This window comes from Paenibacillus sp. 05T425, from assembly GCF_056396205.1.
In genome coordinates this window covers 638,754-653,062 of the sequence record NZ_JBFTLA010000002.1, presented here as the reverse complement: position 1 = coordinate 653,062, position 14,309 = coordinate 638,754, and the positions used below count along the sequence as shown (strand labels likewise).

General features: G+C 42.4%; 16 protein-coding genes. 7 read left to right on the top strand and 9 right to left on the bottom strand.

The window, feature by feature from the left end; translation table 11 throughout:
- Positions 1 to 4 precede the first annotated feature (4 nt).
- From AC1DF0_RS06690 to AC1DF0_RS06660, 7 genes are read left to right on the top strand one after another with little or no spacing between them, the layout of a single operon-like run.
- On the top strand, positions 5 to 721 hold the full coding sequence (locus AC1DF0_RS06690) for a phosphocholine cytidylyltransferase family protein (protein ID WP_477573440.1): 717 nt from the start codon (positions 5 to 7) through the stop codon (positions 719 to 721).
- Entirely contained in the window at positions 718 to 1,758 is a 1,041-nt protein-coding gene (locus tag AC1DF0_RS06685; RefSeq protein ID WP_477573439.1) for a glycosyltransferase family 2 protein, read from the top strand. The genes AC1DF0_RS06690 and AC1DF0_RS06685 overlap by 4 nt, the downstream gene beginning before the upstream one ends.
- Positions 1,755 to 2,813: a glycosyltransferase family 2 protein gene (locus AC1DF0_RS06680; protein ID WP_477573438.1), complete on the top strand. Its 1,059-nt coding sequence runs from the start codon at positions 1,755 to 1,757 to the stop codon at positions 2,811 to 2,813. Before AC1DF0_RS06685 ends, AC1DF0_RS06680 begins: the two co-directional genes overlap by 4 nt.
- A 4-nt stretch (positions 2,814 to 2,817) precedes the next feature.
- Complete coding sequence (locus AC1DF0_RS06675; protein WP_477573437.1) at positions 2,818 to 3,540, top strand: SDR family NAD(P)-dependent oxidoreductase; 723 nt, start codon at positions 2,818 to 2,820, stop codon at positions 3,538 to 3,540.
- A gap of 24 nt (positions 3,541 to 3,564) precedes the next feature.
- Positions 3,565 to 4,992 (top strand): CDP-glycerol glycerophosphotransferase family protein, encoded by a 1,428-nt coding sequence (locus tag AC1DF0_RS06670; RefSeq protein WP_477573436.1) that lies wholly within the window; start codon positions 3,565 to 3,567, stop codon positions 4,990 to 4,992.
- The gene (locus AC1DF0_RS06665; RefSeq protein ID WP_477573435.1) at positions 4,989 to 6,128 is read left to right on the top strand and encodes a hypothetical protein; all 1,140 of its coding nucleotides are present in this window, start codon (positions 4,989 to 4,991) and stop codon (positions 6,126 to 6,128) included. The genes AC1DF0_RS06670 and AC1DF0_RS06665 overlap by 4 nt, the downstream gene beginning before the upstream one ends.
- 33 nt (positions 6,129 to 6,161) lie before the next feature.
- On the top strand, positions 6,162 to 8,111 hold the full coding sequence (locus AC1DF0_RS06660) for a glycosyltransferase (RefSeq protein WP_477573434.1): 1,950 nt from the start codon (positions 6,162 to 6,164) through the stop codon (positions 8,109 to 8,111).
- 53 nt (positions 8,112 to 8,164) lie between these two features.
- Here AC1DF0_RS06660 and AC1DF0_RS06655 read toward each other — a convergent pair whose 3' ends face one another.
- The 9 genes from AC1DF0_RS06655 to flgL form a co-directional block, all read right to left on the bottom strand.
- Positions 8,165 to 8,482, bottom strand: coding sequence for a hypothetical protein (locus AC1DF0_RS06655; RefSeq protein ID WP_477573433.1), 318 nt, complete (start codon positions 8,480 to 8,482; stop codon positions 8,165 to 8,167).
- 12 nt (positions 8,483 to 8,494) lie between these two features.
- Positions 8,495 to 8,896, bottom strand: a complete 402-nt coding sequence (fliS, locus tag AC1DF0_RS06650) for a flagellar export chaperone FliS (protein WP_477573432.1) — start codon at positions 8,894 to 8,896, stop codon at positions 8,495 to 8,497.
- A 22-nt stretch (positions 8,897 to 8,918) separates the two neighbouring features.
- Complete coding sequence (gene fliD / locus AC1DF0_RS06645; RefSeq protein ID WP_477573431.1) at positions 8,919 to 10,640, bottom strand: flagellar filament capping protein FliD; 1,722 nt, start codon at positions 10,638 to 10,640, stop codon at positions 8,919 to 8,921.
- A gap of 17 nt (positions 10,641 to 10,657) precedes the next feature.
- Positions 10,658 to 11,011 carry a flagellar protein FlaG gene (locus AC1DF0_RS06640; RefSeq protein WP_477573430.1) on the bottom strand — a complete coding sequence of 118 codons (354 nt, stop codon included), beginning with the start codon at positions 11,009 to 11,011 and terminating at the stop codon, positions 10,658 to 10,660.
- Between the two features lie 132 nt (positions 11,012 to 11,143).
- Positions 11,144 to 11,911, bottom strand: a complete 768-nt coding sequence (locus tag AC1DF0_RS06635; RefSeq protein WP_477573429.1) for a flagellin N-terminal helical domain-containing protein — start codon at positions 11,909 to 11,911, stop codon at positions 11,144 to 11,146.
- 124 nt (positions 11,912 to 12,035) lie between these two features.
- Positions 12,036 to 12,269: a carbon storage regulator CsrA gene (gene csrA / locus AC1DF0_RS06630; protein ID WP_477573428.1), complete on the bottom strand. Its 234-nt coding sequence runs from the start codon at positions 12,267 to 12,269 to the stop codon at positions 12,036 to 12,038.
- Positions 12,270 to 12,716 carry a flagellar assembly protein FliW gene (gene fliW / locus AC1DF0_RS06625; RefSeq protein WP_477573427.1) on the bottom strand — a complete coding sequence of 149 codons (447 nt, stop codon included), beginning with the start codon at positions 12,714 to 12,716 and terminating at the stop codon, positions 12,270 to 12,272. It lies immediately after the preceding gene.
- A gap of 86 nt (positions 12,717 to 12,802) precedes the next feature.
- On the bottom strand, positions 12,803 to 13,372 hold the full coding sequence (locus AC1DF0_RS06620) for a DUF6470 family protein (protein WP_477573426.1): 570 nt from the start codon (positions 13,370 to 13,372) through the stop codon (positions 12,803 to 12,805).
- Between the two features lie 4 nt (positions 13,373 to 13,376).
- A complete protein-coding gene (gene flgL / locus AC1DF0_RS06615; RefSeq protein WP_477573425.1) occupies positions 13,377 to 14,294 on the bottom strand; it encodes a flagellar hook-associated protein FlgL in 918 nt (305 codons plus the stop codon).
- Positions 14,295 to 14,309 lie beyond the last annotated feature (15 nt).

Below are 14,309 nucleotides of genomic sequence, written 5' to 3'. Positions count from 1 at the left end.
TATTATGACGACAAAAGCGATTCTTATGGCAGCCGGACGAGGAACTAGAATAAGCAGAGATATCAATGGTAACTGTAAATGTACATTGGATATCGGCGGAACGACCCTTATTCGACACACCGTGCAAATGCTACTAAAACACAAAATTGAAGTACATATCGTCGTTGGCTACCAAAAAGAACTCATTATCGACGCTCTACACGGACTCCCTGTTACATTTCATGAGAATGTCTTTTATTCAGTTACGAACAGCCTTTCCTCGCTTTGGTTCGCGAAAGATCAATTGGAGGGGGACACCATTATTCTAGGAAACGCAGACGTATTCTGGGAGGAGAACTTACTGCCCATTCTATTGGAGGACGAACGCGATTGCGTCATGTTAAGCGACTCCAGTCGTGTCGAACAAGGAGACTACCTATTCCGGGTCGAGGATGGCGCTGTTCGCGAATTCGGTAAAGGATTAGATAAAAATAAGGCGAATTGCGAATATGTAGGACTTGCAAAAATACAAGGACAGCTTATAAAAGAATGCAAAAAAGAACTTATCTATATGGTCGAAGCACAGCGCCATAATGCATGGTGGGAACAAATCTTGTATAACATGATTCCTGGCCGCAATATATGGACTACTGATATTGCAGGGCATTTTTGGGCAGAAATCGACTTTATCGAAGACTATAAACGGATTTTGGAATACAGAGAGAGGCAACTCGTATTATGACGAAATCGAAGATTAGCATCATTGTACCCGCATGCAATGCAGAAGCCTACTTGAAGCGTTGCCTGGATTCGATCCAGCAGCAAACATTCGCCTCATACGAGGTCATCATCGTCGACGTCGGATCGACTGACGATACCTCTAAGATTGCTCAGTCGTACGTTGCGCATGACAATCGTTTCTTCTATTACAAATATGACCGCGTGCTGCCCGGCATTGCCAGAAACTACGGCATGATCCAAGCGAGCTCGCCCTTTATTGCCTTCGCCGATGCGGACGACGCCTTGGAACCGGATATGCTGGCTTCGATGCACGCCGCGGCAAATCGTAATGAAGCGGATATTGTCGTTTGCGATTTTAATATGGTCTATCCAGACCGAACCATATCAGCTTTCTCGCGATTAAGCGACGAAAGCTTTGTGCTATCGGGCAATAATTTAGCTGACTATTATTTTCGTTATAGCGCAGCCCCTAAACCTAACAATTACGTTTGGTCCAGATTATATCGGGCCTCTTTTCTCGAAAAAACCGGCATTCGTTTTACAGATGCCACATACAGCGAAGACCATATGTTTAATTTAATGTTGAGCTGCTCGATGCCACGCATCTCCCATGTAGGAAAAGCTTTATATCAGTATATTCAAAGAGAAGACTCCACCGTTCGACAAAATGCAAAGAAGTCGAATCATGGTGAGCTTTACTATTCCGTTTTTAATTCGGTTCGTGAATTTTTGGAAGTCAAGGATGGCGAATTCGTCGAGCCAATTGCGAGTATTTATACTATTACTCGTATCAAAAGCATTTTCTTTTACGGTCAGCTCGTCAATCTTCCCGAATCAAGGCTGCATGACTCCCTAAGCAGCTTCCTGAACGGTGAATACGTCAAACACTATTTAAGTCTTTGCGTGACCAATGGATATCTTCATAAATACTGTCAGATACACCACATATCCGAGCTGCAAGAGCAGCTGTTTCACGAGCTGATCGAAGTATGCCTAACGACAGACCAAATACCGCTCAATAAAGGATGGTTCTCATGAATCCATTAGTTAGTGTAATTGTACCGATTTACAATACGGAGGATTACTTGCCACGCTGCTTGGATTCCCTTATCGGACAAACGTTGTCGTCGATTGAATTTTTACTCATTATGGATGCGAATAGCAATCTGGAAAGCTATCGCATCGTTGAGGAATATTGCCGACGGGATAGCCGCATGAAGATGCTGACTGGCGAGGCCCGAGGAGCAAGCGCAGTCCGGAATACAGGACTACGCGAAGCCCAAGGCGAGTACATCGGTTTTGTCGATTCAGACGACTATGTTAGGCCTTCAATGTTTGCAGACTTGCATAATTTTGCCGCTGCGCAATCACTCGACATCGTCGTTAGCGGCATCCTTAGAGATAATGTCGACTCGGAGTCGTTACAGACGTTCATGTTATACCCAGAAGAAATAACAAGAGTACCGGATACAACACGGCGCGACTTTATGTATAAATGGGTTCTTGCCGCTCAAGCGAATTCGATTTGGAACAAACTGTATCGCCGTTCTTTGCTGGAGCAACATGGGATTCGCTTCGACGAGTCGATCCGAATGAGCGAAGACGGCGTCTTTAACGCCGTCTATTTTTCACTTGCCCAATCGGCAGGATCCATTACGCAAGCCAACTACGTCTATTTCAATCGACCAGGCTCGATGATGTATACGATTGACACGAATACGACGCTACGCGACTTCCAGCTTCGCTGGGATGTATTTAAATCATGTGCAAGCGAACTGCCAGATGGAGACGCTTTACTTGCCATTACGTCTCTTCGTTTAATTGCCAACGCGATCTTCTTCTTCAAAGTCAGAAATCAATCCCTTGAAGAGGCTTGCCGGTTCACGTCGTTACTAACCGATAAGCTCGGCATGCAGCCTTTTTTAGATGTAGTGAAGAAACCTGGTGTTCTTGAGGATTTCGCCAAACAGGCCAATATGAACGAATCCGCTTTAAGCAATTTCCGCAAATTTGCGGAAGCAGCCGCTCAAGGCGAGAAACAATTGCTAGAATGGCAACTGTATTATACTAAAATTATAGAGAAGAAGGGCTAGGATCATGAAATACGCGCTGGTGACGGGATCTACCTCAGGTATCGGCTTTGCCATTGCGAAGCGGCTGCTTGAAGAAGGCTGCTACGTCTTCATTAACTATGCCCTCAATGAAGACAATGCTCGTATAGCTGAAGATAAATTCAATAATATCAGCCCCAACTTCAACCTGATTAAAGCGGATATGTCTACTCTAGAAGGTGTATATAGAGTATGCGAAGACGTCAAAACACATTGCGAGAAATTGGATTATCTCGTTCTGAACAGCTATGCTACCGACAAAACAGATTTTCTCGAAGTAACACCGGATCAATGGCAGCATGTAATGAATGCTAATGTTAATATACCGTTTTTCCTAATGCAGCAACTTTACGGACATATGACTGCTGGAGGTTCGGTTATAGGTGTCGGCTCTATGATGGGAATTCAGCCTCATGCCATTTCAGTAAGTTACGGCGTGTCTAAGGCTGCGCTTCATATGCTCTGTCAAAGTATGGTCAAGCATTTTGCTCCGAAACAAATCCGCATTAACGCCATTGCGCCAGGCTTCGTGGAAACGGCGATGCAAAGCAGCAAGACGCCAGAGCATCGTGGTCGTATTGAGAACAAAATTGCACTGCAGCGTTTTGCCGAACCGGAGGAAATTGCGGATTTCTGCTATAGCATTTTAACTAACAGTTACTTAAACGGAACTGTCATTCCTGTAGACGGTGGATACGACAAAGCCTAATTGTCAATGAATGAGGGATACGGTATGCATTATCGATTTTATAAAATGGCAATTCAAGATTGTAAGGCAATTATAAATATGCTTGAAAACGAACCATTAAGTTTGACAAGAAGACTTTGGGTATCCGGAATTATTTCTGATCTTATCCAAAGAGTCAAGGAAGAGCACATACTCGACTATTTATCGAGAGTTAAACGTGATCTCACTTTTGTACTTGCTTCAGACCTTATAGATTCTATTCAACATATATTGGTTCTGCTTCAACAAAGTAAACAAATTAAATTGCGCATTGATCTCTTGTTTGCTAGGCCCGTCTCTTCAACATACTTGTTACATATTTATAACCAATTAAGCAAACATGATTTTGTTGATGTACGTATTATTGCAATTGACTACTATCCAGCAACTATTTATAAATCAAGTGGACAATATAATGAATTGGTTACCTTTTTGAGTTCAAAGAATGTAAATTATGTATCTCAAGAGAAATATGATGTTTTCGAGGAAATGCCTGATTTGATTTTTTATTCATTTCACAATCATATTTATATGAAACCTTTACAATTACAGCACTCATCTCTTACACCTATTATTAATCGTACTATGTTCCTTGAGTATTCACTGACCCCAACTGATATTTTGGTGTATAATAGCGACTATACTATTAATCCCTATACTTGGTTGCAATTCAGAACATCAGAATTCTCGTACAATAGTGTTAAATGGGGAGAACAAGATATTGTTACCGGGCACCCTCTTATGGACTTATCATACGAAATGTATGAAGGTAATATGCCCGTTAAAATCCCCGAGGAATGGGAAGCGGTAGTACAAGATACCACGGTAATACTATGGAACATAAATCCAATTCTCAATACAGATAACTCAATAAATAGCATTCACACAAGAAAAAAAGTAGAAGACACACTTAAGATAATAAATGATATTTGTATCCAGTACCATTCAATTACAATCATACTTAGACCCCACCCATTAACCTATTTAGGTGAACTGCAAGATAAATTCAGAAAATCACATAAACGAGTTATATTAGATCGCAACCCAGACAGCTATCCGGCACTTTTTATAGCTGATGCATATATAGGGGATTATGGGTCCTTGTACTCTCAATTTTTGCCGTCTAAACGTCCTGCATTGTTATTTGATGTATCACACTATGATTGTAATTATATTTTCTGGTCACAAATGAATCTAACTTCAAATATAAATGATACTTATACGTTTGTGGAGAATTTACTCACTAACTATTCATCATTAGTTCGTCCCATCACAAAAATTGACACCTATTGTTTGGGGCCAATAGATGGAAAAAGCAGTGAGCGTATTTCAGATGCTATTATAAGTAAATTCATTGATGAAGAGAGTTCATTTATTCGCGAGTATTGCGCTACTCTTACGAACATAATTACCAATAGGGAGCCAATATTATGACAACTTCTTTAGAGGACTTTATCAATTTAGGAGAAAGTCCATTTCAAAATCGAATCATCAAAACAAAGCAATTACCCGCATTACTCACTAAGTTTAATGGGAAAATCATACTTTATGGTGCAGGCGCTTCTTGTAGCGACATAATTAAAGAGTTGTTTGAGAATGATATCTTACCATGTTGTATTACCGATAGTGATCCAGCTAAAGCAAACACATCTATTCTGCACATCCCTGTACTATCACCTGACGAAGCTCTTTTGAGAGCGGGAACAAACGCCGTTTGCATTGTTGCGATTTGGTCTGTATCAACGTTTTATAAACCATTTGTAGACAGATTACTTTCCATTGGATATAAACATATTTATTTCTTAGATAGTGACTCTCGCCCCCGATTATTGCCTGAATCCTGGGTTGAAGATGTGCAAGTAAACAAATCATTGTTACTGGAAATGCATGAAAAGTTGTCTGATGAACTATCGAAGCAGCGATTCGAAGATTTTATCTATTCATTCCTCTCTAGCAAACTTGATTATTCTAATGTACTAGGAAGTTATAGATCACTAGATGGTCAAATAGTTGGCAATGATCTCATCAAGGTTGGCACTAACGATATAATTGTTCACTGTAGATGCGGATTTAATGATGATCAAGACACCTACCTCAACACTCTATCAGGAGCAAAAGAGATCTATTTATTCGAACCAACTTGGGTGGGAAGAATAAAAACAAAAGAATATTTTCATGAGCGAAAGTCTGACCATACACTTATTTTTCCGTATATTCTAGGATGCGATGATACTGTAGTAAACTTTGATGAGAAAATCTTCTTCACTCGATTCATTGACCAAGAAGAATATAAGCCATCTCAGGCAGAATCTATATACCTTGATTTTATGGAAAATGATTTACAACCAACTATTATTATATTAGATATGACTATGGGGCATATACAAGCTTTACAGGGTGCCGCTAAAATCATTGCAACTCATAAGCCAATAATTATTCTGAAAGGTTTCAGATTTGCAAGCGAAGCCGCAATTATTATGAAATCATTCCCTCAATATAGTTACTCTATGCGCTATTTTGGAGGAATCACGATGCGCGATGGATATGCTCTAATTATCGATACAATCTAAAATCGTTATAATATATAATTGAAAGGAACAACCATGACTAAACTACTTTCGGTCTGTTTGATCGTAAAAAACGAACAGGATGTTCTTGACCGTTGTTTAAGCAGCATAAGCGAATTGGCCGATGAGATCATCGTCGTAGATACGGGTTCTACCGATCAGAGTAAAGAAATTGCCCATAAGCATACGAACCATGTGTATGACTTCGAGTGGGTTAATGATTTCTCGGCTGCGCGAAATGAAAGCATTAAACATGCGACGTCCAAGTGGGTGCTCGTACTGGATGCGGATGAATATATAGATGCGAATGACACCTCGTCTATCCGTACTTATCTGGAAAATCTAACACCATCCGCAATCAATATATTTACCGTTTCGGTATTTAGCTTTAAAGGCGAATCGATGCGGAAAGCTAATCTTCTTGAAGGCTCCATCGGCCGACTTTTCGCTAATGGATTCGGCATCAAATTCGTTCGCCCTATTCACGAGCAACTTGCTTCCAAAGACGGTCAACAATTGCGTTCCCTAAAAGCGCCTATCTCGATTTATCACACAGGCTATTTGGACTCCGTCCTCGCTTCAAAAAACAAATCGGAGCGAAACCTGCAGTTGTTCAGCGAACACAAAAAACAAAGTAACTTCACTCCATACGATTACTTCACCTTGGGCAACGAATACACATTGGAGAACAACTCCAAACAAGCCCTCTACTATTATGAGAAAGCTTATAAGAAATCCAAACCGACGACAGCCTGGCACTATCTCTTAGTATTCGAGCTCATCCTGAACCATATGAGGAACGATCGCATATATGAAGCCTGGACATTGCTAGAGCATGAGTGCAAGGACAAAAAAAACTACCCTGACTATCATTCTATGCAAGGACTTATTTATGAACATCTTGGACTTTATGGACAAGCTAAATCAGCCTTTCAGACTGCTCTTCGGAAATCCGACGAACTGGCCTCCACTAATACGATATTTTGGCTAGTCAGTCCAATGCTCGCAATGGATACCCCATTAACAAAGCTGGTAGCCATCGCTATGGCCGAGCACAATACGAAGGATACGATTTATTACCTTACAAAAAAAGTGAACAGCGATCCGTCTGATTATGCATCGCTCTTGCAATTGTTCGAGCTCATGCTTCACTTCGAAAAAGATTATAAACAAGTCCATAAATTTATATCGATGTTATTCCCTAACCCGGATAACGACCAGCTGTATTTGCTATTCAAAGTATTTAACGTTCTTGGAGATTCGAAGCTTGTCACTGCCTATTATGAGCAGCTCTCCGGAAATCGGCAGCTATCCCTTCAAGATTTAGTAAAATACGCATTGATTACAAATAATCAGAACGGCTTATTGGAGCATATTAATCTGCAAAAATCCAATCCCCTTACGAAGGAACTTCTGCATGTCCTGTCCTTAAGCTATATGGTTTGGGGCATCGATGTTGTCGATTCGTTCCAAATCGAAGAGGAGGATCAAGCCCTGCAGCATGCTTATGAATTTTATAAAGGCTTGAAGTCCCAATCATTCTCGGAAGATTGGATTGAACAATATCATGATTTCATTTTTCGGCTAGTAACTGATCTGCTCCGAATTCGGCAATATGATACATTCGATCGATACATTGAGCAGTTGTCGCACCCTGTTCTTATCAACGCTTTGGCTAACTATTTCTACTCTATCTATAAGTATGATGACGCCGTCTCCTACTATTCGGTACTACTGGATGCGAACCAATTGACGTTGCCAAGTTATCTCAATCTGGCTATGCTCCATATTAACGATGGCCTTTATGATGACGCCATTCCGTTCTTGGAGAGAGCAATCGAAGAATCCCCAAACTATAACAAACTATATATCTATTTATTAACACACTGCTCGAACGAAGAAACGAAATCGAAATATCGCAAGCAATTGCTTGACCGTTTCCCACAATATCGTAAGTTGCCTTTTCTCCAGCAGCTGCTCAAATGAATATGAACAACAAAAAACCGCCGGAATCGGCGGTTTTTTGTTGTTCATGGCATCTACTCTCGCTTGTCAAAGAAATAACTTTCGTTTGAATAGGAGGATTCGTAAACTTGTTTTTGCATTCGTGATTTAGATATCTTCTCCAAACCATGATTGGCTTCGTCTCTAAGCATGATCATTCTTGCAATAATGATATCATCATTAGACGCAATCTGAGCAAGCAACGTTTTTTGTCCATCCTCAAGCAAGCCTTCCTGTTGCAACGACTCGATTACGGTATCACGAAGCGCCACCAATTCGAGCAGGTCGTCCATAGTCGAATCTCCGATACGCTGTACGACATCCTCCGTTTTATCATAAAGCTCGTTAATCATCGGTCTCATTGCTTACAAACCGGTCTCTACGCGAACATCCGAAGAACCGCTAGGACCTTTGACAACTTGCTTCCACACATCCCGGAGATCCGTCAAATGCGCGACGACTTCCTCAGCCATCCGCACATTCTTCTTAACATTCGCGTCGATTAACTGATGCAGCATGTACTCATAGAGATTTAACAAGCTCTTCGAAATTTCATAGTCATAGTTTAAAGCAGCAATCAGCTCGTGAATAATCGCCTGGGCTTTCTTTAGATTCGTGTTAGCTTTCTCATAATTGCGAGTTTGAATACCCTCTGCACCAGCCTTCGTGAAACGAATGGCACCTTCGTACAGCATAATAATAAGCTGTCCGCCACCTGCGGTTTGCACGGAGGACTGCTGATAGATTTGATATGGCGACTTCATCACACTGTATCACTCCTTTAACTGACTATAAGAAACTCGATAAGGAAGAAGACTGACTATTGAATTTGTTAATCGCCGTTTCCATTGCCGTGAATTGCTTGTAATATTGAACTTCCATCCTGTTTAAGCGTGTCAACATCATTGCCTCTTTAGACTCCATATCCCGAAGTCGCTCGCCCATTAATGAGCTCGCCATGAAAGGCGAAGCCGAATCGGAGCTAGTCAGTGACGTACCTGCCAACTTATTAAGATCCTTTAACGCGGTCGTAGAGCTGTCCATCATTTTCTTAAAAATCCCGTTGCTTCCCGAGAACAGTTCTACCACTTCATCCGGATTGGAATCCAGAGCGTTGCGGAGCTTCTCTTCGTCAAGGACAAGCTTGCCTTTTTCCGAATAGCTGCCAGTAGATACTCCTACGGAAAGATAAGTATCGTTGCCAAGATCAACACCGCCGACCAAGGAAGTGGCAATCACCCTAAGATCGGAAACAAACTTCGATAGCGTCGTATCGTTGCGTAACATACCGCTGCGCGCTTTCGTTTCCAGCAGCTCGACTTCCTTCTCCGTTAGAGCAGCTTTCTCGTCGCTTGTCAGAGGCAAATACTTGCGGTTTTTATCCTCCGACAATTCTCCGTTAATCAAACCGATCAAGTTATTATATTCAGTAATAAAAGACTTTACGGTATCTACAATCTTGCTCGTATCCTTAACGACAGAGATGGATGTCGCAGAAGTTGTCTCTGCCTTGACGGTGAAATCGACACCATTGACGACGAAACGATTGGAGTCTTGCTCGTAAGCAACTCCGTTGATCGTTACTTGGGCGTCTTTACCCGCACTGACCGTTACTCCAGATGTTGTTGCAGCTGTAGTGGAATCGAATGGCTCCCCCTCTAAAGCAACCGGATTCGAATCTAACGAGCGGATACTAAACTTACCAGTAGCATTATTGTATTCGGCCTTTGCATTGTACATTGCAGGGTCAGCATTAATAGCATCAGCTAAGTCCGCTAGAGTCGCTGTTTTGTCCAACACTAGGGTACTACCATTGACGTTAACAGTAACTTTTGTGTTGTCAGATGCAAATTCTTCGAAACCTAATTGATCTAAATTTTTCCCGCTTGCGAACGTATACGTTTTGGTATCCGATATTGCAGGAACGTTCACTGACAGTTTGTTAGCGCCTGTAACCGTCGAAGCGATAGATAACTGGCCTGTTGTTTCATTATACAGGGAAGTTGCCTTTGCTTTGGTCGATTTTGCGTTAATAGCCGTGCTCAAATCTTTCAAAGTCGCCGTACTGGCGAGCGATATTTTCTCGCCGTTAATCGTTACGGCAACATTGGCAGCATTGTCCGGATCTGCGGCAAAGCCCAAACTCTGCAAAGATGCAGCAGCAGTTCCTGAGCCGAAATTATAAACCCTTGTCTCGGCAGTCGCAACCTGTGTAACGTTTACATTTAATGTACCGGCTGCTGTGGAGTTCGTCGCATTCAATTGAATAGCGTTTTTATCTCCCGATATTTCCCCTGTTTTAGCGTTAATGGCATTCGAAAGATTATATGAGGAGAGCTTATTGTACCTGAAATCAACGATTTTGGTGCTTATGTTTCGGTAATCGTCCCTTTGCCATTCCACTTGCGTTTTCTTCTTGATCATCGTGTCGTAGGACGTACGACGTGCCTTCATCAATTCCTTAACCATTGAGTCGACATCAAGGCCGGAAGCCAAACCAGATAATCTCATGCTCGCAACGCCTCCTTCTATACTTTCTTGTCGATCATCATCCCCGTAAGCTCGATCAGCTTAGCAGCAGCTTCTACCAGCTTCTCTTCAGGAAACTGTCTGATTACCTCTCCGCTTGCTTTATCCCTGACCTTATAAATTACTTGCTTCGTCACTTCGTGAATCGACCGGTCAACGGTCGTCTCCGGCGATTGAATCGCTTGCAAGATCCGGTCAAGGTTCTTCTTTACGTACTCTTCCGTCACTACTGGCTCGATCTGAGCACTTATTGGTTTTGCATTCGGTTCATTCACCGTTTCTTTTCTCGGCCCGTTGCTTGAATTCGTCTCTGAGGAATATCCCGCCGTAGTGTTAACAGATGAAATGTTCATCGTATAACCACCCTCGTCATTAAACTATAAATATATTATCGGACAATTAAGCCCCATTCTTTAGATATGGCCTTATAAATAAAGAAAAAGAGGCGCTTGGTAAAACCAAGGCCTCTTCCCTTTTGCAGTAGATTAACGAAGTAAGGACAATACGCCTTGTGGTTGCGAGTTGGCTTGAGCCAGCATAGCTTGCGATGCTTGGAGCAAGATGTTGTCCTTTGTAAGTTTGACCATCTCGGAAGCCATGTCTGTATCGCGAATACGGGATTCGGAAGCAGTCAGGTTCTCTACAGTCGTTCCCAAGTTGTTCGAAGTGTACTCAAGACGGTTTTGAACAGCACCCAATTTAGCGCGCTCAGTAGCAACGCTCTCGATAGCTGTTTCAATTTCGCCAAGCGAAGAGCTGGAAGTCAAGCTGATAAAGTCAGTTGTAACGATGCTGCCGATTGCAATTGTTTGAGCCGAATCATCGGATTGAATCGTTGCGCCATCAGTGATAGCCATTTTGTTGAACGTTGTATCGTTCATGATGTTCGTGATTTGTTTGCCCAACTCGTCAAGCTCTACATCGATGTTAGCTGTATCCGTCGAAGAGTAAGTGCCGTTCAATTTTTGAACGTTAAGCTCTTTCATACGAGTAAGCATCGAGCTAACTTCGTTCATAGCGCCCTCAGCTGTTTGTACGAACGAGATACCGTCTTGAACGTTACGTTGTGCCATTTCCAGACCACGAATTTGGCCGCGCATTTTTTCGGAAACTGCAAGACCTGCAGCGTCGTCAGCCGCACGGTTGATGCGAAGACCGGAAGACAATTTTTCCATGGATTTGCTAGCGTTAKCGTTGTTAAGACCCATGTTACGGTGAGTGTTCAAAGCTGTGATGTTGTGATTAATACGCATTGATATTTCCTCCCTGAAATTGGTTTTTTGCCACATCCTTGTGGCAGGTCAAGTAGGTAGTTTGCACTAAACTCTTGCCATAATATATATATCGGCTGTTTTTGTTATTTGTTTATAGCTTGTACTATCTTTTTTTGATCTTTAATTGATTTTTTAGAGCTTCGTTATCGATTGATGATAACTCAGCTGATCGATTCATTTCCTCTACTGCGGTAAACAGCTCTTTTCGAAGAATAGGTACTTCTTTAGGCGCTTTGATTCCGATCTTTACGACGTCTCCCGTCACTTCCAAAATGCTTAATTCGATATGATCTCCGATTAATAACGACTCGCCCTTTTTCCTAGATAATACAAGCATTCACTTTCCCCCTTCGCCGCTTTCTTCCGCTGAAAACAGAGGATGTCTTAACGAATATTCGCCTTCCGCTAAAATGTGCTGGACCCCTGCTTTGTTATCGTCGTTGATTATTATTGGCGCAACAAGATTAATCGTTGCTTCTGACAATTGATTTCTAACGGTTACGATATTGAACACTTTTACATTTTTCTGGTCAAGTAATTGCAGCTCCAACTTCACGTGTGATGGAATTTCAAATTCGTACTGCTGATAGAATTCGAATGGCGAAGCGACAACAAAGGTCACGTTACCTTCTTCAATCGATTGCAAGTACATGAATGGACTGTCTTCTATCTCGATAAGAATGTATTTTTTGCAGTCCTTAAATCCCGGAATACCCTGTGAGAACGTAATAACTCTTGATTCCTCATATTCGATAGCTCCCAATCGAGCTGTTTCAATTTTCACGCAAACCACCCCATATTATGTGTTAGTAAAAGAAAAAGCTATAGCATCGTTAGACGATTCTATAGCTCTGACCCATTATCCCACCGTCACACCGCCAAGTCAATGACGGGTGGCGTTATCTTTACTGAGGCGTACTGTTCCATATAGACCTTAGTCACGCCTCTATTGTACTTAACATCTATCGGAATATATTCAGGTGACGTGTTTACTCCGCCAACCTGTACGTTTATTTGTGGTTTTGTTACAATTGCATCGAACTTGACGTTGCGAGGCGAAGCATGTCCGAATACGTTGAGCGGAATCATGTCTTGGGCAGTGCTCTGCAGAGCAAGATCCGCAATCGGATTGCCTCCCGACGTAAGGTCGCCGATCCGATCATACTCATTCACTTTATTTTCCACATATCTAGCTGCGTACTGCCCATAAGATCCATAGATACGGTCCCAAAACGCCTGCGCTTTGCCGCCTGTCAGTGCGTCCCAAGTTGCCGTTTGATCAATAATCAATTCAGGACGTTCGGTCTTGATGTCAATCACCGTAGGCACTGTCTCGGAATTAAGTTTCACTTTACCTTGCGTGATCTCGTATTGCCCTCGTTCAGACTGTATGCCAATTCGAGCTGGTGTCGATTGAATTTGAATCTGCGGCAATCTCATCGGACTAACTCAAGAAATCGACGAGCGATTTGCTAACCACTTTAGCACCCACGGAAAGCGAAGCCTGATAGATGTTTTCGTTGATTTGCGCGTCTATCAACAGCTTCTCATAATCCGCGTCCTCGGTTTTCGATTTCATATCGGTCAAGTTAATCTCCATATCGGCCAATCGGTTCTGAATAAGCTCGACGCGATTGACACGTGCACCTATCTCAGACCGTACATTCAACAACCGGTCCATGTTGGCTTCGACATTCGGAAGCTCGTCTGACACCGCAGCGTAATCGCCAGTGCTAAGTGCGTTCATGACACGATCCAATACAGAGAATATATTGTTGGTCGTACCGGCTGGGTCGGCTGCTCCGAATACTTGCTCGCCAGTGAAATTAATGTCGATAGTAGCATTCACGCCTACCGCGTATTGAACGATCCCTGCATCTGTCTCTGCGCCTTTGGCATCAAACCCAGTAATCGATTTGTCGTAAGGAGCTGTTCCGAATTGTTCGCMGTTAAATACGTACTTTCCGTTAAACTTGCTGTTGCCGATGTCGATTAGTTGACTTTTCAGTTGTTCAATTTCGTTTTTAATACTGTCTAATGCGATTTGCGGATTCGTACCTGTTGCACCATTCGTCATCAGTTCCTTGGCCCGTTGCAAAACGTCTCCCGCCTGACCAACAGCCGTATCATTGAAATCAAGCCATGACAAAGCAGCATCCACGTTTTTCTGGTACTGACCGTTGCCTGCTATTTCGGAACGATAACGCAAGGAGTAGGTCATTCCGACAGGATCGTCGGATGGCTTATTCAGCTTGCGGCCAGTCGTTGTTTGCTGTTGAATTTGCTCCATTTGAGTCATGTTGCGGTTCAAGTTTCTCGTTAGTTGCAGGTGCATCATGCTTTGTGTAACGCGAAGTGACATTGAGTTACCCTCCTT